General features: G+C 70.5%; 21 protein-coding genes and 1 tRNA gene. 6 read left to right on the top strand and 16 right to left on the bottom strand.

Annotated elements, in window-relative coordinates:
* Positions 1-140: 140 nt before the first annotated feature.
* Both IF22_RS0118655 and IF22_RS0118650 read right to left on the bottom strand, forming a co-directional pair.
* On the bottom strand, positions 141-413 hold the full coding sequence (locus tag IF22_RS0118655; RefSeq protein ID WP_030333694.1) for a hypothetical protein: 273 nt from the start codon (positions 411-413) through the stop codon (positions 141-143).
* 3 nt (positions 414-416) lie between these two features.
* Positions 417-755: a hypothetical protein gene (locus IF22_RS0118650; protein ID WP_030333692.1), complete on the bottom strand. Its 339-nt coding sequence runs from the start codon at positions 753-755 to the stop codon at positions 417-419.
* Positions 756-903: 148 nt separating this feature from the next.
* Between IF22_RS0118650 and IF22_RS0118645 the strand changes: the two genes are divergently transcribed.
* Positions 904-2,313, top strand: a complete 1,410-nt coding sequence (locus tag IF22_RS0118645; RefSeq protein WP_030333690.1) for an NsdA family TPR-like regulatory protein — start codon at positions 904-906, stop codon at positions 2,311-2,313.
* A 3-nt stretch (positions 2,314-2,316) separates the two neighbouring features.
* On the opposite strand, the gene IF22_RS0118640 is transcribed toward IF22_RS0118645, so the two are convergent.
* Complete coding sequence (locus IF22_RS0118640) at positions 2,317-2,925, bottom strand: NUDIX hydrolase (RefSeq protein ID WP_051708611.1); 609 nt, start codon at positions 2,923-2,925, stop codon at positions 2,317-2,319.
* Between the two features lie 83 nt (positions 2,926-3,008).
* Positions 3,009-3,326 carry a hypothetical protein gene (locus IF22_RS33160; protein ID WP_051708610.1) on the bottom strand — a complete coding sequence of 106 codons (318 nt, stop codon included), beginning with the start codon at positions 3,324-3,326 and terminating at the stop codon, positions 3,009-3,011.
* A 590-nt stretch (positions 3,327-3,916) separates the two neighbouring features.
* Here IF22_RS33160 and IF22_RS0118630 point away from each other — a divergent pair.
* Entirely contained in the window at positions 3,917-4,372 is a 456-nt protein-coding gene (locus tag IF22_RS0118630) for a hypothetical protein (protein WP_156057638.1), read from the top strand.
* Between the two features lie 397 nt (positions 4,373-4,769).
* On the opposite strand, the gene IF22_RS0118625 is transcribed toward IF22_RS0118630, so the two are convergent.
* The 3 genes from IF22_RS0118625 to IF22_RS0118615 all read right to left on the bottom strand — a co-directional run bounded on the left by IF22_RS0118625 (position 4,770) and on the right by IF22_RS0118615 (position 5,957).
* Positions 4,770-5,105, bottom strand: a complete 336-nt coding sequence (locus IF22_RS0118625) for a hypothetical protein (RefSeq protein WP_030333683.1) — start codon at positions 5,103-5,105, stop codon at positions 4,770-4,772.
* A 106-nt stretch (positions 5,106-5,211) separates the two neighbouring features.
* Positions 5,212-5,283, bottom strand: a tRNA-Val gene (locus IF22_RS0118620).
* 50 nt (positions 5,284-5,333) lie between these two features.
* A complete protein-coding gene (locus IF22_RS0118615) occupies positions 5,334-5,957 on the bottom strand; it encodes a PGPGW domain-containing protein (protein ID WP_400447582.1) in 624 nt (207 codons plus the stop codon).
* A gap of 294 nt (positions 5,958-6,251) precedes the next feature.
* Here IF22_RS0118615 and IF22_RS0118610 point away from each other — a divergent pair, with 294 nt between their 5' ends.
* The gene (locus IF22_RS0118610) at positions 6,252-6,683 is read left to right on the top strand and encodes an SsgA family sporulation/cell division regulator (RefSeq protein WP_007457244.1); all 432 of its coding nucleotides are present in this window, start codon (positions 6,252-6,254) and stop codon (positions 6,681-6,683) included.
* Between the two features lie 115 nt (positions 6,684-6,798).
* Here the strand turns inward: IF22_RS0118610 and IF22_RS0118605 are convergent, their stop codons facing one another.
* Complete coding sequence (locus IF22_RS0118605) at positions 6,799-7,575, bottom strand: glucose 1-dehydrogenase (RefSeq protein ID WP_030333678.1); 777 nt, start codon at positions 7,573-7,575, stop codon at positions 6,799-6,801.
* A gap of 203 nt (positions 7,576-7,778) precedes the next feature.
* Here IF22_RS0118605 and IF22_RS0118600 point away from each other — a divergent pair, with 203 nt between their 5' ends.
* Both IF22_RS0118600 and IF22_RS0118595 read left to right on the top strand, forming a co-directional pair.
* On the top strand, positions 7,779-8,771 hold the full coding sequence (locus IF22_RS0118600; RefSeq protein WP_030333676.1) for a helix-turn-helix transcriptional regulator: 993 nt from the start codon (positions 7,779-7,781) through the stop codon (positions 8,769-8,771).
* 7 nt (positions 8,772-8,778) lie between these two features.
* Positions 8,779-9,234 (top strand): RrF2 family transcriptional regulator, encoded by a 456-nt coding sequence (locus IF22_RS0118595; RefSeq protein ID WP_030333674.1) that lies wholly within the window; start codon positions 8,779-8,781, stop codon positions 9,232-9,234.
* 21 nt (positions 9,235-9,255) lie between these two features.
* Here the strand turns inward: IF22_RS0118595 and IF22_RS0118590 are convergent, their stop codons facing one another.
* The 8 genes from IF22_RS0118590 to IF22_RS0118555 all read right to left on the bottom strand — a co-directional run bounded on the left by IF22_RS0118590 (position 9,256) and on the right by IF22_RS0118555 (position 18,526).
* Positions 9,256-10,221, bottom strand: a complete 966-nt coding sequence (locus IF22_RS0118590) for an acetylxylan esterase (protein WP_030333673.1) — start codon at positions 10,219-10,221, stop codon at positions 9,256-9,258.
* A gap of 27 nt (positions 10,222-10,248) precedes the next feature.
* Positions 10,249-10,947 carry an N-acetylmannosamine-6-phosphate 2-epimerase gene (locus IF22_RS0118585; protein ID WP_030333671.1) on the bottom strand — a complete coding sequence of 233 codons (699 nt, stop codon included), beginning with the start codon at positions 10,945-10,947 and terminating at the stop codon, positions 10,249-10,251.
* On the bottom strand, positions 10,944-11,879 hold the full coding sequence (locus IF22_RS0118580) for an ROK family protein (protein WP_030333669.1): 936 nt from the start codon (positions 11,877-11,879) through the stop codon (positions 10,944-10,946). The genes IF22_RS0118585 and IF22_RS0118580 overlap by 4 nt, the downstream gene beginning before the upstream one ends.
* 2 nt (positions 11,880-11,881) lie before the next feature.
* Positions 11,882-12,820, bottom strand: coding sequence for a dihydrodipicolinate synthase family protein (locus IF22_RS0118575; RefSeq protein WP_030333667.1), 939 nt, complete (start codon positions 12,818-12,820; stop codon positions 11,882-11,884).
* Positions 12,817-13,884, bottom strand: coding sequence for an oligopeptide/dipeptide ABC transporter ATP-binding protein (locus IF22_RS0118570; protein WP_030333665.1), 1,068 nt, complete (start codon positions 13,882-13,884; stop codon positions 12,817-12,819). Before IF22_RS0118570 ends, IF22_RS0118575 begins: the two co-directional genes overlap by 4 nt.
* The gene (locus IF22_RS0118565) at positions 13,881-15,839 is read right to left on the bottom strand and encodes a dipeptide/oligopeptide/nickel ABC transporter permease/ATP-binding protein (protein WP_030333662.1); all 1,959 of its coding nucleotides are present in this window, start codon (positions 15,837-15,839) and stop codon (positions 13,881-13,883) included. Before IF22_RS0118565 ends, IF22_RS0118570 begins: the two co-directional genes overlap by 4 nt.
* On the bottom strand, positions 15,839-16,795 hold the full coding sequence (locus IF22_RS0118560) for an ABC transporter permease (RefSeq protein WP_030333660.1): 957 nt from the start codon (positions 16,793-16,795) through the stop codon (positions 15,839-15,841). Before IF22_RS0118560 ends, IF22_RS0118565 begins: the two co-directional genes overlap by 1 nt.
* A gap of 105 nt (positions 16,796-16,900) precedes the next feature.
* Positions 16,901-18,526 (bottom strand): ABC transporter substrate-binding protein, encoded by a 1,626-nt coding sequence (locus tag IF22_RS0118555; protein ID WP_030333658.1) that lies wholly within the window; start codon positions 18,524-18,526, stop codon positions 16,901-16,903.
* Positions 18,527-18,664: 138 nt separating this feature from the next.
* On the opposite strand from IF22_RS0118555, the gene IF22_RS0118550 reads away from it, so the two are divergent.
* A complete protein-coding gene (locus IF22_RS0118550) occupies positions 18,665-19,396 on the top strand; it encodes a FadR/GntR family transcriptional regulator (protein WP_030333656.1) in 732 nt (243 codons plus the stop codon).
* Positions 19,397-19,520 lie beyond the last annotated feature (124 nt).

The following is a 19,520-nucleotide window of genomic DNA, read 5'->3' as shown; positions in this document are numbered from 1 at the left end:
CCCGTAGCCGGGCTGCTGTGCACGAGCAGTAAGGCCACCTCCCAAGATTGGGAAGTGACCTTTGACCTGCGTGGGCGATGCTGGTATCGAACCAGCGACCTCTTCGGTGTGAACTCTCGGCGAGCCGGTCCGATCGGGTGTCATCCGAGGTCGTACGGCGTGCTGGGGTCGCTTCGGGTCGGGTTCGGTGTGCAGGGTTGCTGTACTTCGCTGCTGTACTGCTCGTCGACGAGGAACTGTCTGAAGTGGGTGCGTATCTCCAGCCAGTGGCGGTGTTCGTCGCAGGGGTGGAGTCGGCCGCAGCGGCACAGACTCAGGGCCGACTCGGCGTGCTTGGTCAGCAGGATGTCCGCATGGGCCACCTGCGCCTTCGCGTACTCCCTAAAGGCTGTCGAGGTGTAGATGGCTCCCATCGGTCACCGCCCTGCCCTGCGGCCGTGGCGGTGGTGCCAGAGGGCCTCGGCGACGGCGTCCACGGGGTCGATGTCCCCGGCCGCCAGGCGCTCGCGGGTAACGGCGATCCAGGGTGGCGACGCGGGGGTGGCTTCGCCGCACGCGGTGCGCATCCCTTCCTGGGCGAGTTGGGCCAGCTGGCAGGGGTCGCGTTGGTTCGTGTGCCAGCAGCCGGTGGCCACGCAGAAGCCGGCGCTGTCGGGCCGGTGAGCCTCCCAGAGAGCGCGGGCCGACCGCCACAGCAGACGGTGCTGGCATTTCGCGGGCGGCTCTTCGGGCGGGTTGTCGACATTGAAGGACATGCGCCGACCATCCCGGCCGGCGGTGGGCCGTTCCATGGCCAGCGGTCATGTCACGGTGACATGGGACGGCTCGACCAGTGCGAATAGTCGCCCTAGGCTGTCGATCTGAAACACGTTGAGTAGTCGGAACGCGACGCTGGGAGCTGCCGTGAGGCTCGATCCGCTGCGAATACCGGAGGATGCGTGGTCGCACGGCGAGGTACTGACCGCCCTGGCCGCCCGCGACATCGGCGGACTGTTCCGCTGGATCACCAGTCTCACCGGGGCGAGTCAAGGCCGGATCGGGGCCGCCGTCGGGCTGGAACAGGGCTATGTCAGCCGGATCATGGCCGGACGCAAGGTCACCTCGATAGACGTCCTGGAGCGGATCGCCGACGGCTGCCGGATGCCCGACCAGGCGCGCACCACGATGGGCCTGGCACCCCGACAGACCGCACCACCCACCGGCCCCGACCGGCGCACCGCCAGCGAGCCGGTTCACCGGACCTGGCAGGAGGACGTACGCAGTGCCGCAGAGCTTTGGCGAGGTGACGTGAACCGTCGAGAAGTACTCCGGCAGGTGGCCTTCAGTTCCGCCGGCTACACCCTGCCGGCGCTGCGCTGGTTCACCGCCCCGGACCCGGCCCCGATCATCCAATCCGGCCGCAACACCGTCGGTCAACCCGAAATTGACACCATCCGCGCGATGACCGCGACCTACCGCCAGTTGGACAACCAGTACGGCGGCGGCCATGCTCGCGACACCGTCGTCCGTTGCCTCCATCAGGAGGTGACCCCGCTGCTCACCGACGGCCGCTACGACCATGGCACCGGTCAGCGGCTGCTCAGCGCCGCCGCCGAACTGGCTCAACTCGCCGGATGGCAGGCGTACGACACCGCCGAGCACGGCATCGCCCAGCGGTACCTCACCCTCGCCCTGGACTTCGCCCACGCCGCCGGAGACGACGGCCTCGGCGCGGAAATCCTCGCCGCGATGAGCCACCAGGCCACCTACCTCGGCCACACCACCACCGGTCTTGACCTCGCCCGCGCCGCCGGCCAGACCGCCCGCCGCGCCGGGGTTCCAGTCCTGACCGCCGAAGCCCACGTCATGGAAGCCCACGCCCTGGCCAGAGCCAACGACGAACGGGCCTGCGCCGCCGCCCTGCACCAGGCAGAACAAGCCCTCGACCGAGCCGACCGCAGCACCGAACCGCAGTGGCTCAGCTACTTCGACGAGGCGTACCTGTCGGCCAAGTTCGGCCACTGCTTCCACGCCCTCGGATGCAACACCCACGCCGAACGCTTCGCTGTTCGGTCCCTGCGAATGGACAACCGATATGTACGCGGCCGAGCCTTCAACCTCGCCCTGCTCGCCAGCGTGCACGCCCAACAGGGCGAACCTGACCGGGCCTGCGCCGTCGGCGCGGAAGCCCTGACCCTGACCACCCAGCTACGGTCCGCCAGAGCCGTCCGCTACCTCCGGGACCTGCAAACTCAACTCGCTCCGCACCGGCGGCTACCCGCCGTCCGGCACTTCACCGGCCGTATCGACGCCACGCTCGGTCGGCGGCGCTGACCGTCACAGCTCTCCCCGGGCCTTACGCGCGACCAGCTCCAGCACCGCGATCACCGTGCCGGCACCAACGATCTCACCCCGAGACACCAACCCGTACGCCTCGTCCAGCGGAATCCACGCGACCTGCTCCGCCTCGTTTACGTCCACAGGTGCGCCGATGTGCTCAGCCTTACGAGCCAGGAACAGGAGGTTCTCGGCGTCAGCAGTGCCGACCCACGGTTGGAAGGCCAGCAACGGCTCCACCCCTTGAGGCCGCCAGCCGGTCTCCTCCTCAACCTCCCGCACCGCGCACCGCGCCGGCTGCTCCTCGTCGTCGACGTAGCCGCCGGGCAACTCCCACACCCACCGGTCGAACACGAACCGGTGCCGCCGCATCAACAGCAGGCGCTGCTGATCGTCGAGCACGGCGACCATGGCCGACCGGGGAGCCCGGATCACGTACTGCTCAAAGCGCACCCCGTCGGGCAACTCCACCTCGGCGATGCTCAATTGCGCCCGCCGGGTGTCGTCCACGACCCGCTCGCCGTGGATGGTCCACCGGGTCAACTCCGTCGTCTGCTCCTGCTCCTTCACCCCGCCAGTATCCGCGCCGAACCTCACCACGCACCGCATGCCCGGTTAGGCAAAGAGCCGTACGCCGCCGACGCATCGTGTCGAGCGATGCCCTGTCCTGCACCCTTTCGCGAGGTAGCTGGTCACGCCTTGCCAGCAAACTGTCCAGCAACGCTGATCGCTGTGGCCGCGACCGCCGAAAGCATCCCCACGATCGCGCCCAGGGTTGTCAGTCCTTCCCTGGGTGACGCCCAAAGCCCGCGGTTCATTTGACGCCAGGCGTTCGGGACGATGGTCATCCTGAGCTTCTGCCACTTGTGCTGCCGCTTGCTGCATCCGAGCAGGAGGCCAGCCGAGTTGTTCCGGCAGAGGGTCCCGTCCCGGTTGACGGCGCAGCACCAAACAGGCGCTTGGAACAGGAAGAAGCCTGTCACCAGTATGGACAGCACGAGCAGCGCCACCGGCCCCACAGAGCGAGTCCACCAGGCCGTAATGAGGATGAGTGGTCTGCTCGGCTTGCCCGGGTCGATGGCAGACGGGATGGCCTGCGCAACCGCCCGCGGACCGCAACGCGCCGACGGGTTGCAACCATCTCGGAGCCCGAGCGCCCCCGCCGGAGGCCCAGTAACCGCTACCCCGCGACCGCCGCCAGCTCGCCGACGCGGCCGGCGTGCGCTCCCCTACGCCGCGCGGACTCGTGGCCGCGCGGCCCGGCCGGCTGCCGGCCCACCACTACACCGATCAACGGCCTGTCGTTCTGCGGCGGCCCCTGGGCTTCCCGCTTCCGCGCCAGCCGCCGGGCGTGTTGCGTAGCCGGAGTCGGAGCGCCAGCGGAGCGACGGACGCGCGCCCAGGCGGCGGCGCGTGCGGCCCGTTCAGGGCCGCCTTGATAGACGTACAGAAAGTCCTCCCACACCGCCGACAGCCGGCAGTGTCCTCCGTCGGCTGACGTGCGACAGTCGTCCGCCAACTGATCGGCGACGTCAGCGCGGATGGCGGCAGGAGGATTTCTGGGCCAGCCCTGAAAGCGCCGATCGCGTACCTTGCGCCCATGCCAGTGCCATCCCCTGACACGATGCAAGGTGCGGTCCACACCCCACCAGAGCGCCGCCTCACCATGGTTGCGTTCTCTTTAGCGCTGGTCGCCGTAGGGCTGATCGGCGGCTTCGGGACGGCCAGGCTTGCCGACGATCCGCACACTGCCAAGCCGGAGCTGCTCGTTGGGACGGTCACCTGGTCGAACGACGAGACAAGGTCCATCGCGTTTGAGGAAGACGGAGCGCTGCAGAGTCCTCTCGATGGCGACACGATCTACTCGGTTATCGCCGAAAGCTGGCAGGACGTGCGCGGGACACTGCACCACGACGGCACGTATCCAACCTGCCTGGCCGGCGAAGCGAACGAGCCTGACTCAATGGACCGGCACCGTGTCGAGCTTGAAGTCCTACACCGAGACACCGGCGCTCAGCCACAGCACATCGCCGTCCACGTCCGCTGCCTGGATTGAATGGCACGGGCCTGGGCGCCAGCGCGTCTGGTCATCCCTCCGCCATGAGGCCGGCCGAGAGCGACCGACAGTGACACACACTCAAATCGGTAGATCCGGCGCTCACGCTCTGCCGACCTGCCGCTAGGCCTTAGACCGTATGTCGCACATCACCTGGCGGACATGTGGAGCCACAATGACGACGATCCGCGGCTCGGGCAGCCGTTGTGTCTGGACTGCTGCGACCACGAGCACCAGGCCATCTGAAACTACTTCTCCGGCGAAGCTGTGGCGACGCACCAGACAAGCCAGCGAACGTCACCTCGCCGCGACCCGCGACACTCAAGCGACTCGGCGATTCTCGCGGCGTCTGACACACCAGTCGGTCAGGCCGGGCAGCGGTGACGCTGGTGCTCCTTCAGCTCTCGCCAGCGTTGACGGCTGGCAGGTCAAGGTAGGCCAGCAGCCTCAAAACACCGGCGAGGTGTTGCAGGTCGTGCCAGAGCACCGGCACGTCGCCTGCCGGACGGCGCAGCAGTGCATGTAGCTCTGCCACGTCGTCACTGATCTGCCCGACGTCGAGCCCTGACTCCGGAACGTCTTTCAGGTCGAACGCGGTCCCCAGGTCGACGTTCCAGTAGAGGTCGACATCGACACGGGACAGATCGATCTCCGCGCCGAACCGCTCCTCCACCATGTCCAGCAGCACGCCGCACACCCGGCGGAGGTCCTGGACCCTCAACACTTCAGTCACGTTCACCGCCCTCCCGGCAGCGCCACACACCCCGGCTGCTGTACAGGCAGCAAAAAGGCCACCTCCCGAACCCGGGAAGCGGCCTCTGAACTGCCAGAACTGAGAGTGGGCGATGCTGGTATCGAACCAGCGACCTCTTCGGTGTGAACGAAGCGCTCTCCCACTGAGCTAATCGCCCTCAGCGCCTGTGACTCTACCCGATCGTGGAACCGGACCGGAAATCCGGGGTCAGTGCGTCGCGAGGTACCGCATCGCTTCGGCGACCACGTCGATGCCGAGGCTGTACTTGAGGGACAGCCAGACCACCGTGGCCACGAAGACCAGGCCGACGGAGCCGAGCACAATTCGCACCAACAGCGACTGTCTGGTCACCCAGCGCGTCCAGCCGTGGACGTGGCGGCGGGTGAAGCCGAGCAGCCGGCGGGCCCAGTGGTATTCGACGGCCCAGATGCCCAGGCCGGCGATGACCAGCAGCCAGCCCGGCCCGGGGAGCGGGATGAGGGCGATGCCGATGGTCACCACCAGCGCCCCGGCGATCGCGATGAAGATCTTGAGGGCGATCCGGCCGGTGGGGTTGGCGCGGATGAGGTCGAGGGTCAGTGAGATCCGCTCGCGCCAGCGGGGGCGGCGCGGTGGGTCCTGCACGGCGACGACGCCGCCACCGGCATCGCTGCCGCGATCCGCACCGGCGCCACCACGACGACCGGCACCGGCGTCATCGCCACCGGAACGACCGGCGTCGGACGCCGGCCGACCGGCCCGTTCGGGCTGCTTCATCGGCACTCCGTACCCCCGCTTTTCGGCTGCTCGGACCGCGACTTTCGGCGGGCCGGGCGCCGCCGCCGCATCCAATGAGGATTGCTTCGTCACCATTTCACCCCCCAGTGTCGCTCGGGCCCGTCACTGCAACGGCCGACTGGACGTTACCGGAGTAAGTCGACGACTGAGCCACCCGATGCCGGGCGGGATCACGCACTGGGCAGAACCGGAAATCCTACATGAATGCTCACATTCACGCGGCCTTTCCGTCCCCCTTCCCACCACTGGGTGAAGTCAGCGTATGGCGGAGCGTAGCCAGGAGTAGCACCTGAGTATGGGAAAAGCGGGACACGCGCGTTCCGCAGCGGTGCCGGGGGGAGAACGTCCATGAGTGTCATCCGACCGACGACCGTAGAGGTCGAGACGTCGCTAAGGCTCGTCGCACCTGACGCCACCGCCTTGCCGGTGCGTGCCAGTCTGCGTTACGACCCTGCTGACCCGTATGCGGTCCATGTCCTGTTCCATGCCGAATCGGCCGGGGGCGAGGCGGTGAGTTGGTCGTTCGCTCGCGAACTTCTGGTCACCGGCCTGGACGAGCCGGCCGGCATCGGGGATGTGCGGGTCTGGCCCTGGGCCACACCGCGCGGCGATTTCGTCGCGCTGGCCCTCTCGTCACCGGACGGCAACGCCCTCTTCGAGGTGCCGCGCAGCGTCCTGGTGCGTTTCCTTCGACGGACCTACGTCGTCGTCCCGCGCGGCCGTGAGGCCGAGCACCTGGACGTCGACACGGCGGTGAACCGGCTGCTCGCCGGTCGCTGACCAACCGAAAACTGCAACACCGGCCACACCGGGGCCGCGCGGATCTGCCGAGTCCGCGCGGCCCCGGCACACGCCCATCGGGTACGCGGACAGCGCGCCCCGGGTCGGCCGGTGCTCAGCCGTGCGTGGTGATGCCGCCGTCGACGGGGATGACCGCGCCGGTGAGGTACGCGCCGGCGCGTGACGAGAGGTAGATGGCCGTGCCGGCCATGTCCTCGGGGCGTCCGATGCGGCCCAGTGGCACCTGCTGCTCGATGGCGGCCCGGCTCGCCGGGTCGTCGAGCGCGAACGCCATCATCTTGCTCTCGAACGGGCCGGGCGCTATCGCGTTGACGGTGATCTGCTCACCGGCGAGCTGGTGGGCGAGGCTGCGGGTGAGCATGTGCACGGCCGCCTTGGTGGCCGAGTACGCGTACACCTCCATCATCGGCACCCGGATGCCGTCGATCGACCCGATGTTGATCACGCGGGCCGGGTCGTCGGCGCTGGCGGCGGCGCGCAGCGCCGGCAGCAGCGCGGTGGTGAGCCGGAAGACGGCCTTGACGTTGACCGCCCAGAGCTTGTCGAACGCGGCCTCGGGGTAGTCCTCCAGCGGTGCGCCCCAGGTCGCGCCCGCGTTGTTGACCAGCACGTCGAGCCGACCGAAGCGCTCGCGCACGGCGGCGGCCAGTGTCTCGGCGCCGGCGTCGTCGCTGAGGTCGGCGGGGATGGCCTCGCAGCGCCCCTCGGCGGAGAGGGTGGTGGCGACCGCCTCGCAGACGTCCGCCTTACGCGACGAGATGATCACGTGTGCGCCGGCCCGGACGAAGCCCTGGGCGATCATCAGCCCGATCCCCCGCGACCCGCCGGTGACCAGGACCGTCTTACCTTCGACCGAGAACAGCTGCGTCATGCCCATCCCATCGCGAGTCGGCGGGGGCCGCCGGCCGGCCGGGGTGACCGGCGAGTGCCGGGTGGACCGCGGACCGGCGGCGCTACCGTCGGGTAACGTAGCTTGGCCGCCAGGACCGAAACAAGCCCGGGGCGCACCGCGGATTCCGCTCCGAACGGTGACCGGGATGCGGTGACCTGCGGTTCGGGCTACCGTCGCAGGCGATGGTCTCCACCGATCCCTCCCCCGCGCCATCGATCGGAACGGCGTCTCGCGTGCCCGACGAGATAGCCACGTTCGCGCTGGCCGACCTTGCCGGCGACCCGGGCTGGCGTCGGCCGGTGATCGTCGAGCGGGAGCTGTTGATTCTCACCACCCGGGGGCACGGCGACGCCGAGCTCGACTTTCACCTGCTGCTGTGCCGGCCCGGCACGCTGCTGCGGGTCCGCCCCGGCCAGGTGCTGCGCTGCGCAGGCCCCCAGTTCGACGCCACGGTGGTCGCCTGGGATCCCGAGGCGGTACGCGACTTCGACGTCGACCTGAGCGCCACCGCGACCTGGCGGCAGTTGGCCGGTGAGGACGAGGACGCGGTGATCAGCGAGGTGAGCCAGTTGGCGGTGGACTGTCGGCGGCACCCCGACGGTCCCACCGCCCGCGTGCTGCTCCGGCACCAGCTGGCCGTGCTGCTGCTGCGGCTGGCCCTGCCGCACGCCGACCGGCCGTCGTCGCGGCCCGAGGACGAGACGTTCCACCGGTTCCGCCGCGAGGTGGAGCACGGCTATGCGCACACCCGGCGGGTCGAGGACTACGCGGCCGAGCTGGGCTGCTCCGTGCGGACCCTGACCCGGGCCTGCCTGGCCGTCACCGGGCGCAGCGCCAAGCAGGTCATCGACGAGCGGGTCGCGTTGCAGGCCGGCCGGTTACTCGCCACCACGGATCTGCCGATCGCCGAGATCGGCCGGCGGCTCGGCTTCTCCGAACCCACCAACTTCGGCCGCTTCTTCACCCGCGAAATCGGCGTCAGCCCCGGCGCGTTCCGGGCCGCACGGGACCAACCGGCGGCCAATCGGGTGATCCGACAGCGACCGCCGGCCGAGTCGACGGCCGCCAACGGGGGCAGATTCCGCCTCGGCAGCGCCGGTGACTCCGCCAACGGTGAGCACCCGATGAGACCACTGCCGCCCGCCGGAGGGCCGGGCGTCACCGGCCGGGCATGATGACAGGGTGCAGATCTCCGCGCGCGGCGACTACGCGGTACGGGCGGCGTTGAGCCTCGCCACCGCGTACCCCTCGCTGCTGTCCACCCAGGCCATCGCCGCGGAGCAGGACATGCCCCGCAAGTTCCTGGAGGCGGTCCTGGCTGATCTGCGCCGGGCCGGCATCGTCCGCGCCCAACGCGGCGCCGAGGGCGGCTACACGCTCGCCCGCCCGCCCCGCGAGGTGACGGTCGGCGCGGTGCTGCGCGCAGTTGAGGGTCCCCTGGCCGGGGTACGCGGGCTGCGTCCCGAGGAAACCCGCTACGAAGGCTCCGCGGAGAACCTGCCCGGCCTGTGGGTGGCCGTCCGGGCGGCGGTGCGGCGGGTCGTCGACGAGGTGAGCCTCGCCGAGATCGTCAGCGGTCGACTGCCCGCGCACGTCCGCAAGCTCACCGCGCTGCCCGACGCGTGGGAGCCGCGCTGACGCCAGCCGCCGGCCACCGCCTCAGCGGCCGAAGAGCTTGTGCAGCCAGGCGAGCTGTTCGAGCTGCTGGTGCGCCTCGCCACCCTCGTGGTCGTTGAACTCGTACACGCGCACGTCCTTGTCGCCCCCGTAGCGGTGGTAGGCGGCGAAGCAGGTCGAGGGTGGGCAGATCCGGTCCATCATCGCGACGGAGAACAGCGCGGGCGCTGTCGCGCCGGGTGCGAGCACCGCGGCGTCGACGTACGACAACGTGCGGAACACCTGGCTGCTCTGGTCGCGGTGCAGCGCGAGATACTCGGCGACCTCGCCGTAGGGGCCCTCGGTGGCGACCCGGACGGCGCGCGGGAAGTCACACAGGAACGGCACGTCGGGCATGACCGCCGCCACGCCCGGGAACAACGCGGCCACCGCCAGCGACAGGCCCCCTCCCTGGCTGATGCCGGTGACGACGACCCGGTCGGGGTCGACGGCGGGATGCTCCTGGGCGGCCTGGGCGAACCGGACCGCGTCGGTGATCAGCCTGCGGTAGTAGAAGTCCTCCGGGCTGGTGACCCCACGGGTGAGGAACCCCGGAACGGTGCCCGCCGGGTACCGGTGCGAGTCGGCGGTGCTGCCGGGCGCGGCACTCCAGCCCTGCCCCCGGGTGTCCATGATGAGGTGCGCGAAGCCCGCCGAGGCCCAGAAGAGCTTCTCGTGCGGCAGGCCCCGGCCCCGGCCGTACCCGAGGTATTCGACCACGCACGCCAGCGGCCCGGTGGCGGTCGCCGGCAGGTGCAGCCAGCCGTGCACCGGCTCGTCGCCGAAGCCGGGGACGGTGACCGAGAAGGTGCGGATCTGGGTGAGCCCGGTGTCGACGGGCTCGTACGTCGCCGCCCCGGCCTCGGCGGCACCGAGCGTCCGCTTCCAGAACGCGTCCAGGTCGTCCGGAACCGTCAGGTCGGGTCGGTACGCCCAGCAGTCGGCGACGGTGAGATCGCTCAGAGCCACAGCTTCGCCTCCACGGCAGCAGGATTGTCAGATGTTCGTGGGGGTGGGTGCGACGCTCGCCATCGCCGCCGCGAACCACCCGGTGATGGTGCTGGGATGGGTGATCGCCGTACCCACCACCACCGTCCACGCCCCGGCCCGCAGCGCCTGGGCCGCGTGGGCCGGTGTGTGGATCCGGCCCTCCGCGACCACCGGCACGTCGACCGAGCTGGCGAGCCGGGCCACCAGGTCCAGGTCCGGGCCGGGCTGCTTGCTGGTGTACGCGGTGTAGCCGGACAGGGTGGTGCCGACCAGGTCGGCACCCGCCGCCGCGGCGTCGATCCCCTCGGCGAGGGTGGAACAGTCGGCCATCACCAGAGCCCCGGTCAGCTGGTGGACGGCGGCGATGGTGTCGGCGAGGGTGCGGCCGTCCGGCCGGGGTCGCGCGGTGCCGTCGAGGGCGACGATGTGCGCGCCGGCCCGCGCCACCGACAGCGCGTGCTCCAGCGTGGGGGTGATGAAGACGTCGTCGTCCCCGTCCTTCCACAGCCCTATCAGTGGCAGGTCGACCGCCCCCCGGATGGCCGAGATGTCCGCCAGGCCCTGGGCGCGGATGCCGGCGGCGCCCCCGTGGGCGGCGGCGAGGGCCACCCGGCGCATCGTGTCCGGGCTGCGCATCGGCTCGCCCGGGTACGCCTGGCAGGAGACGACGAGGCGGTGCCGGAGCTGCGCGATCAGCGTGTTCATGCGGTGCCCTCCCAGGCGAGTGCGGCGGCGCCGAGAAGTGGGGCGTCCGATCCGAGGGTCGAGGCCAGGACGGGCACGTCGTCCAGGACGGGCAACGTCTCCCGCCGTACGGCGTCGCGCAGCGCCTGCCACCAGGCGTCGCCGAGGCCGGCGACACCGCCGCCGATGACGACGACAGCGGGGTCGAGCATGTTGACCAGCCCGCCGACCGCCGAGCCGACGGCGGCCCCGCCCAGCAGGACCACCTCCCGGGCGATCGGGTCGCCGTCTGCCGCGCGTACGGCCACCGCGCGCAGGTCACCGACCGGCTGGCCGGTCCGCCGCGCGTACTCCTCGGCCAGGCCGGGCCCGGAGGCGATCGCCTCCAGGTGCCCCTGCCCGCCGCAGGTGCACCGCAACCGCCCGGCGTACGGCGAGGGTTGGTGGCCGGCGTGGCCGGCGGCGGAGTGGGCACCGGTCAGCGCGCTGCCGTCGACGACGAACGAGGCACCGATACCGGTGCCGACCGCGATCAGGAGCAGCGTCTGGTGGCCGGCCGCCGCGCCGTGCCGCGCCTCGCCGAGGGCGTGCGCGTGCACGTCGTTGATGGCGGTGACGGGCAGGTCGAGCAGGGCCCGCAGCCGGCCGCTCAGGTCGGTGCCGGCCCACCCGGCCAGGGCGTCGGTGGCCGACAGCACCCGACCCGTCCGGTGGTCGATCACCCCGGCGCTGCCGACGCCGAGGGCACTGACGCGGGTTCCCATCGCCCTCGCCCGCAGCCGAGCGACGAGGTCGGCCGCGGTGTCGATGATGGCGGTCGCCCCGGCCCGGCCGGGGGTGGGGACGGTGATCCGGTCGACGACCTCACCCTGGCGGGTCACCAGGGCGGCGGCCGTCTTGGTGCCCCCGATGTCGAGCGCGGCGACAACCGGGGGCGTGCGTACCTCGGACATGGTTAGAGCAGTCCCGCCAGTTCCAGGTGGCCCCGCACCCGCGCCGTCTCGTCCGCGTCGAGCGGTCGCAGCGGAAGCGACACGGCGTTGCTGTCGATGACGCCGAGCAGGGCCAGGGCGGTCTTGAACGCGCCCACGCCCCGGGTCGCCCCCGCCGCCGTCGCCGGGTCGGCAGCGTCGACGATCCGGAACAACCGGGTCAGTCGGTCCTGCTCCGCGCGGGCGGTGTCCCAGTCGGCGGCCACGCAGGCCCGGTGCAGTCGCACGTAACCCTCCGGGTCCACGTTGCCCAGGCCGGGGACGGAACCGGAGGCACCGGCGAGCATCATCGCGTCGACCACCACCTCGTGGCCGGTCAACAGGCTGAAGCCGGCGTCCGGCGCGTGTTCCGCGATGGACAGCACCAGCTGGCGGAAGGAGACGTCGTCGCCGCTGGAATCCTTGACGCCCGCGAGGACGCCCTCCACGGCGAGCCGGCTCAGCAGACCCGGCGACAGCTTGGTGTGCACGCAGACCGGAATGTCGTACGCCAGCAGCGGCAGCTCGACCGACGCGGCGAGCGACCGGAAGTGCCGCTCGACCTCGTGCGGGCCGACGATGGCGTAGAAGGGGGCGGTGGCCACCAGCCCGTCGACACCCAGCCGCGTCGACGCGTCGGCCCGGTCGAGCACCCGGCGGGTGGTCGGCTCGATGCACCCGGCGATGACGGGTACGGTCCCGCCGACGGTCTTCACCACGGTTTCCAGAGCCTGGTCCCGCTGACTGTCGGTGAGGAACACCGTCTCGCCGGAGCTGCCGAGGGCGAAGATGCCGTCGACGCCGGCGGCGAGCATCCGCTCGACGAGTCGCTCAAGCGAGGCGACGTCGACAGCGCCATCCTCGGTCAGGGGGGTGACGACCGGCGGCACGACTCCGGCGAACCGCGGGGCAGGGGTGGTCACGCTGACTCCTCGACATGTAGGGGGGTGGTGCGACCGGTCGACGCTCGGGCGAGCTCGACCAGTTCGGCGTTGCTGGATCCCGCGGGAACGGGGTGGTAGCACCGGAACTCGTGGTAACCGGCGCCACCGTCGCCCGTCGTGGGTGGTGGCATCTCGATGGCGCAGCCGTCAGTGGCCTTCCAACAGCGGGTGCGGAACGGGCAGCCGGTGGGCGGGCGGGTCGCGAGCGGGACGGGGCCGACGAGCGGGATCGGGTCGAGCGGCGAGAGCAGCCCCGGCGTGGCGGAGAAGAGCGCCCGGGTGTACGGGTGCTGGGCGACCTCGGGGAGCCCGGCGGCGGGTGTCTGCTCCACGATCCGGCCGAGGTACATGGTGACCACCCGGTCACTGATCCGCTTGACCGTCTGGATGTCGTGCGAGACGAAGACCATGGCCAGGTTCAGCCGCTCCTTGAGGTCCAGGAGCAGGTTGAGGATCTGCGCCCGGACCGACACGTCGAGGGCGCTGGTCGGCTCGTCGGCGATGACCAGCCCCGGCTCCAGGGCCAGGGCACGCGCGATGGACACCCGCTGGCGTTGGCCACCGGAGAGCTGGCTGGGCAGCACGTCGGCGACCGACCGGGGCAGCCCCACCAGCGCCATCAGTTCCCTGACCCGCTCCTCGCGGGTGGTGCGGGTGCCGCGACGGTGCACGTCGAGCGGGTCGCGCAGGATGTCGCGGACCGGCATCCGCCGGTTCAGCGACGTGGCCGGATCCTGGAAGATCATGCCGACGCCGGCGCCGATGTGCAGTCGGCGTTCCGCCGCGCTCATCGACCACACGTCCTTGCCGGCGAAGGCGACAGTGCCGCTCGTCGGCCGTTGCAGGCCCACCAGAACCTTGGCCATCGTGGACTTGCCGCAGCCGGACTCGCCGACGACGCCGATCGTCTCGCCGGCACGCACGCTCAGGTCCGCGCCGGTGAGGGCGTACACCCGCTCGCGGCCGAACAGGCCACCCCCTCGGGTGCGGTGGACCACGTGCACGTCACGCAGTTCGACGATCGACTGGTGGGACGCGCTCATCGGGTCAGCTCCTCTTCCCTGACGGTGACGGCGGGGTGGTGGCAGGCGTACCGGTGGGCGGCGTCGCCCTCCAGCCGGGGCGTCTGTTCCCGGCAGACCTCGCTGGCCATCGGGCAGCGGTCGGCGAACCGGCACCCCGCCGGGAAGTCGGCTGGCGACGGCACCACACCGCGGATCTGGGTGAGCCGGTCCGCGCCGGCCTCCAGGGACAGCACGGAACCGAGAAGTCCACGCGCGTAGTGGTGCGCCGGCGCGCCGACCACGTCGGCGGTGACGCCGCTCTCGACGATCTGCCCGCCGTACATCACCACGACCCGGTCCGCGACGTCGCTGACCAGCGCGAGGTCGTGGCTGACCAGGATCAGCGCGAAGCCGAGCTGGCCGCGCAGCCGCAGCAGCAGCTCCATGACCTGCGCCTGGACCGTGACGTCGAGCGCGGTGGTCGGCTCGTCGGCGATGATGAGCCGCGGGTCCCGGGACAGCGCCATCGCGATCACGACACGCTGCCGCTGCCCACCGGAGAGTTCGTGCGGGTACGCGGACAGGGTGCGCTGCGCGTCCAGACCGACCAGTTCCATCAGCTCCTGGGCCGACCGGGTGCCGCCACGGCTGATCATCTGCGCGAGCTGGGGGCCGATGCGCAGTGACGGGTTCAACGCCGAGAGGGCGTCCTGGTAGACCATCGCGATCTCGCGCCCCATCAGGGCACGGCGTCGTTTGGTGCTCACCGTCAGCAGGTCGGTGCCCGCGAAGCGGACCTCGCCGCGTACCCGGGCGCCCTGCGGCAGCAGGCCCATCACGGCGAGGGAGGTCAGCGACTTGCCGGAGCCGGACTCCCCCACCAGGCCGAGGACCTCGCCGGGGCGCACGTCGAAGGTCAGGTCGTCGACGATGTCGACGCCGCGGTGGCGCCCCTCGAACCCGATCGACAGGTTGCGGACCTCCAGGACGGGCTCGCCCTGCGGGAGCGGGCGGGCCCGCTCGCGCAGCCGCTGCGCCGCCTCGGCCAGGCCGGGCAGTTGCACCACCTCACCGGAGCCGGGCTGCGCCTCCTCCTGCGCGTCGCCCTTCTTCGTGGTGGTGGCGCGCCGCGCCGCCGGGGCGGCCCAGGCGTCGGACATCCCCTCGGAGAGCACGTTCAGGGCGAGCACGGTGAGCAGGATCAGCAGGCCGGGGAAGAACGTGGCCCACCAGCCACCGATCTGGACCATCTCCTTGCCGAAGGCGATCACCGAGCCCCACGAGGACGCCGCCTCCTGGGGTGCCAGCCCGCCACCGATGAAGGAGAGCGACGCCTCGAACACGATGGCGTCGGCGACCATGACGGTGACGAAGACGAGGATCGGGGCGGCGCAGTTGCGCAGGATGTGCCGCCAGAGGATGTGCGGTCGCCGCGCGCCGATGATCCGTTCGGCCGCGACGTAGTCCTCGCGGTACTGCGAGAGCACGTTGGCGCGCACGATCCGCGCGATCGACGGCACGAAGACGAAGCCGATCGCGACCACGAGGACCACGAGGCTGTTCTTGCCGAACGAGATGATCAGCAGGGCGGAGAGCACGATGGCGGGGAAGGCCATGACGACGTCGAGGCAGCGCATCACCACCTCGTCGACGGCGGGCCGGCTGGTTCCGGCCAGCGCGCCCAGGATGGCGCCGACCACCAGGGCGATACCGGCGCTGCCGAAGCCCACGATCAACGACCGTCGGGTGCCGGCGACCAGCCGCGAGAACACGTCGCGTCCGAGCTTGTCCAGGCCGAACCAGTAGTCACCGTTCGGCCCGGTGAGCGCGGGACCGAGCCCGGCCTGCGCGGGGTCGTGCCGCAGGATCAGCGGCGCGAAGATGCCCACGACGACGATGAGCAGGACGAAGCTCAGTGCGATCCGGGCCGTGACGCTGAGCCGTTTGAAGGCGATGCCGGGGGTCGACAGCCGGGCGGTGAGTGTGCGACGCATCAGTGGGCTCCGCGCAGTCGAGGGTTGGCGAAGAGGTAGAGGATGTCGACCACCAGGTTCACGAGGACGAAGCAGATGGCGATGGTCAGCACGGTGCCCTGCGCGAGGGCTGTGTCGTTCTGCTGCACCGCGCTCATGATCTGGGTGCCCATGCCGGGCAACGAGAAGATCGCCTCGATCACGACGGTGCCGCCCAGCAGGTAGCCGATCCGCAGGCCCAGCACGGTGAGCGGATTGACGAGCGCGTTGCGCAGCACGTTGCGTCCGATCACCACGCGGGGCGGCAGCCCGGCGCCGATGGCGGTACGCACGTAGTCCTTGTCGAGTTCCTCGACCATGGACGTGCGCACGATTCTGGCCAGTGAGCAGCCGACCGGCACGGCGAGCGCCAGCGCGGGCATGGCGAGGGACTGCAACCAGAGGGAGAGCGAGTCGCCGGGGTTGACGTACCCGCCGGTCGGGAAGACGGGGCGGCGGACCGACAGCTCCTGGATGAGCAGGAGGGCGAGCCAGAACGACGGCATGGCGATGCCGGCCATCGAGACGAACCGGATGACCTGGTCGGGCCAGCGGTCGCGGTACAGCGCGGCGGGGATGCCGAGGGCCAACGCGATGACCAGCGCACCGACGATTCCGAGGGCCGTCAGCTGGATCGTCAGGGGCAGCGCGAGGGCGATCTTGTCGGCGACCGGGACGGACGGCGGGAAGGTCACGCCGAGATCGCCCCGGAGCAGGTCGCCCAGGAAGTGCAGGTAGCGCAGGGGCAGCGGGTCGTCGAGCCCGTTGGCGGCCTTGAACGCGGCCACCTGCGCGGGGGTCGCCTGGTCACCGAGGACGGACAGCGCGGGATCGATCGGGGAGAACTGCATGATCACGAATACGAAGATCGTGATGCCCAGCACCAGCGGTATCAGGGTCAGGAGTCGTCGCGTGACCAGGCTCAGAACGCTCAGCATGGTGTCTTTCTCTCGTCGAGGGCCGCCGGGACGTCCCGCCCAGCCCGAGGGACAGGGGCTGGGCGGGACGCGGAGGGGTCGGGGTCCGGGCCCCCGAGGCGGAGCTCAGCCCTTTCGGCTGGAGCCCAGGAAGTACAGACCGGTGGTCGCCGCGCCCGAGAAGTCGGAGAGCTTCGCCGGGTCGTACGCGGTGACGACCTTGGTGTGCAGGATCGGGTACAGCGGGGCCTCGTCGGCCACCTTGTCCAGGGCCTGCTTCCACAGCGCCTTGCGGGCCGCCTCGTCGGAGGTCTGCGCCGCCTTGTCGAGCAGCTCGGCCATGGCCTTGCGGTCCGCGGCGCTCCACCGGTAACGCTGCCCCGGCCAGGTCTCGCCGTAGTAGAACCAGCGCATCAGCAGGTCGGTGTCGACGCCGAAGACGCTGGGGTCACCGGTGGCCATCAGCACCCGGAAGGTGTCCTTCGGAACGATGTCACCGTAGATGGCCGAGGACGGCACCGTGTTCAGGCTGGCGGTGACGCCGATCTTCTTCCACTGCTCGATGACCAGCGGCGCGACGTCCTTCACTACCGAGTTGTCGGTGGTGTCGAGCTGGAACGACAGGTTCGTGACACCGGCCTCCTGAAGCAGGCTCTTGGCCTTCTCCAGGTTGTAGTCGTAGACGGTGGCGGCCTTCTGGTAGTCCTTGTTGCCCTCGTCCAGGTAGCTCGTGGCCGGGGTGCCGTAGCCGTTGAGGGCGGTCTTGATGACCTCGTCCTTGTTGATCGCGTAGTGCAGCGCCTGGCGCACACGCTTGTCGCTGAACGGCGCCGCCGACGAGTTGAACATGAGGAAGACCTGGTTGAAGGCCTGCTTCACATCGACGGTGTACTTGTCCTTGAGCGAGTCGACGTTCAGGTACGGCACCGACTCGATGGCCTGGACACGACCGCCCTGCAGGTCCGACACCCGGGCGGAGGCCTCGGAGGTGGTGTTCCAGGTCATCGTCTCGACCTTGGCCGGACGCGGGCCGTTGTAGTTCGGGTTCGTGCTGAGCTTGACGCCCGATTCCTTGGACGCGCTGTCCAGCTTGAACGGGCCGGAGCCGATCGGCGCCGTGTCGAACGCCTTCGACGCGGCCGGGTCGGCGGTCTTCGCCTTCGGCAGCACCTTGATGACGGCGATCCGCTCGGCGAACAGGGCGAACGGGTACTTGAGCTTGAACTCGGCCGTCGTCGCGTCCTTGGCGGTCACCGAGTCGATGAACGACACGAACCCCTGCATCAGCGGCGGGGCCTTGGGGTCGGCCGGCTTCAGCACGCGGGTGAAGGACCAGGCGACGTCCTCGGCGGTGACGGGGGTGCCGTCGGAGAACTTGGCGCCGTCGCGCACCGCCACCGTGTAGGTGAGCCCGTCGGCGCTGGCCACCGGGTCTTCCTTGGCGAGCGCGCGGTAAGGTTCCCGGGTAACCGGGTCAAGATCGATCAGGCCCTCGAAGATGTGCTGGTTGACCGCCGTCGCCACCGCCGACGAGGCGTTCCCCGGGTCGAACCCGCTAGAGAGGGTGAACGCGAGGGTGGTCTCGATGGACTTCTTCCCCCCGCTTCCCTCGACGGCGTTGGTCGAGGCCGGGCCGCCGCTGCAGGCGACGAGTCCGAGAGCGAGGGTTGCCGCGGTGGACGCGACTGCCAACGAACGGAGCCGGCGCGGGGGGCAGCGCCGACTCTCCTTTGGCTCAATGGTGGTGCTCACGTAGCTGCCTCCATAGGCTCTTCATGCGCTCGCGGTGCTGCTCGCGCTGAGGGATTCGAAGATAATGGGGTCTGACGTCAGACATCTGATGCCGATAGGGTGAGCGTGTCAGATCCGTGAACGAAGGGCAAGTGGCAGATGACGACCATTGACGCATCCCCGCTACGCGGTGCGGAGCGCCCCGGTCCCCGCCGGCAGGAGGTGGGGGCCAAGATCAAGGAGTACATCCTGCGCAACCGCCTCAAGCCGGGGGACATCCTGCCCACCGAGGCGGAGCTGTGCGAGGCGGTGGGCGCGAGCCGCTCAAGCGTCCGCGAGGCCGTCAAGATTCTCTCCGCCCTCGACATCGTCGAGGTGCGGCACGGGCACGGCACCTTCGTCGGCCGCATGTCCCTCGCCGCGCTCGTGGAGGGCCTAACCTTCCGCGGCCTGCTCAGCGGCGAGGAGGACCATCACGTGCTGGGGCAGGTCGTCGACGTCCGGCAGACCCTCGAACAGGGGCTGGCGGCCCAGGTCATCGCCGTCCTCGACAGCGAGCACCAGGCCGCCCTCTCCGCGCTCGCCGACGAGATGGAGAGCCTGGCCGCCCAGGGCATGGACTTCCTCGACGTCGACCGAGCCTTCCACGTGAAGCTGCTGGAACCCCTCGGCAACGACCTGATCCTCCAGCTGACCGAGGCGTTCTGGCAGGTGCAGGCCATCGTCGCTCCGACGCTGCGCACCGAGCCGGAGGACCGGTTGATCACCGCCCAGCGGCACCGGGCGATCGTGCAGGCGGTCGCCGCCGGGGACGTGGCGCGTCTGCAGGCTGCCATCGCCGAGCACTACGCGCCCATCCGGGCCAGCATCGCCCGCGTCGTGCGGGCCTGACGTCGGGCACCCGCCGTCCATCCGCGGTCCAGCGGCGGCGCACCGTCCCCTGTGTCTCGTACACAGGAGACCGTCGCCGCCCTGAGACGTTCGACGAACCGTCACCGCAGCGCCGGGGCACCGA

This window comes from Micromonospora parva (assembly GCF_000718515.1).
Classification (GTDB): domain Bacteria; phylum Actinomycetota; class Actinomycetes; order Mycobacteriales; family Micromonosporaceae; genus Micromonospora; species Micromonospora parva.
The sequence above is the reverse complement of the archived record's forward strand: the minus strand, read 5'-3'. Positions and strand labels throughout refer to the sequence as shown.

Bases quoted from the DNA above. Each gene is read 5' to 3' on its own strand.
- IF22_RS0118655 (WP_030333694.1), bottom strand. From the start codon at position 413: ATGGGAGCCATCTACACCTCGACAGCCTTTAGGGAGTACGCGAAGGCG.
- IF22_RS0118650 (WP_030333692.1), bottom strand. From the start codon at position 755: ATGTCCTTCAATGTCGACAACCCGCCCGAAGAGCCGCCCGCGAAATGC.
- IF22_RS0118640 (WP_051708611.1), bottom strand. From the start codon at position 2,925: ATGCGGTGCGTGGTGAGGTTCGGCGCGGATACTGGCGGGGTGAAGGAG.
- IF22_RS0118630 (WP_156057638.1), top strand. From the start codon at position 3,917: ATGCCAGTGCCATCCCCTGACACGATGCAAGGTGCGGTCCACACCCCA.
- IF22_RS0118610 (WP_007457244.1), top strand. From the start codon at position 6,252: ATGAGTGTCATCCGACCGACGACCGTAGAGGTCGAGACGTCGCTAAGG.
- IF22_RS0118605 (WP_030333678.1), bottom strand. From the start codon at position 7,575: ATGACGCAGCTGTTCTCGGTCGAAGGTAAGACGGTCCTGGTCACCGGC.
- IF22_RS0118600 (WP_030333676.1), top strand. From the start codon at position 7,779: ATGGTCTCCACCGATCCCTCCCCCGCGCCATCGATCGGAACGGCGTCT.
- IF22_RS0118585 (WP_030333671.1), bottom strand. From the start codon at position 10,947: ATGAACACGCTGATCGCGCAGCTCCGGCACCGCCTCGTCGTCTCCTGC.
- IF22_RS0118580 (WP_030333669.1), bottom strand. From the start codon at position 11,879: ATGTCCGAGGTACGCACGCCCCCGGTTGTCGCCGCGCTCGACATCGGG.
- IF22_RS0118570 (WP_030333665.1), bottom strand. From the start codon at position 13,884: ATGAGCGCGTCCCACCAGTCGATCGTCGAACTGCGTGACGTGCACGTG.
- IF22_RS0118565 (WP_030333662.1), bottom strand. From the start codon at position 15,839: ATGCGTCGCACACTCACCGCCCGGCTGTCGACCCCCGGCATCGCCTTC.
- IF22_RS0118560 (WP_030333660.1), bottom strand. From the start codon at position 16,795: ATGCTGAGCGTTCTGAGCCTGGTCACGCGACGACTCCTGACCCTGATA.
- IF22_RS0118550 (WP_030333656.1), top strand. From the start codon at position 18,665: ATGACGACCATTGACGCATCCCCGCTACGCGGTGCGGAGCGCCCCGGT.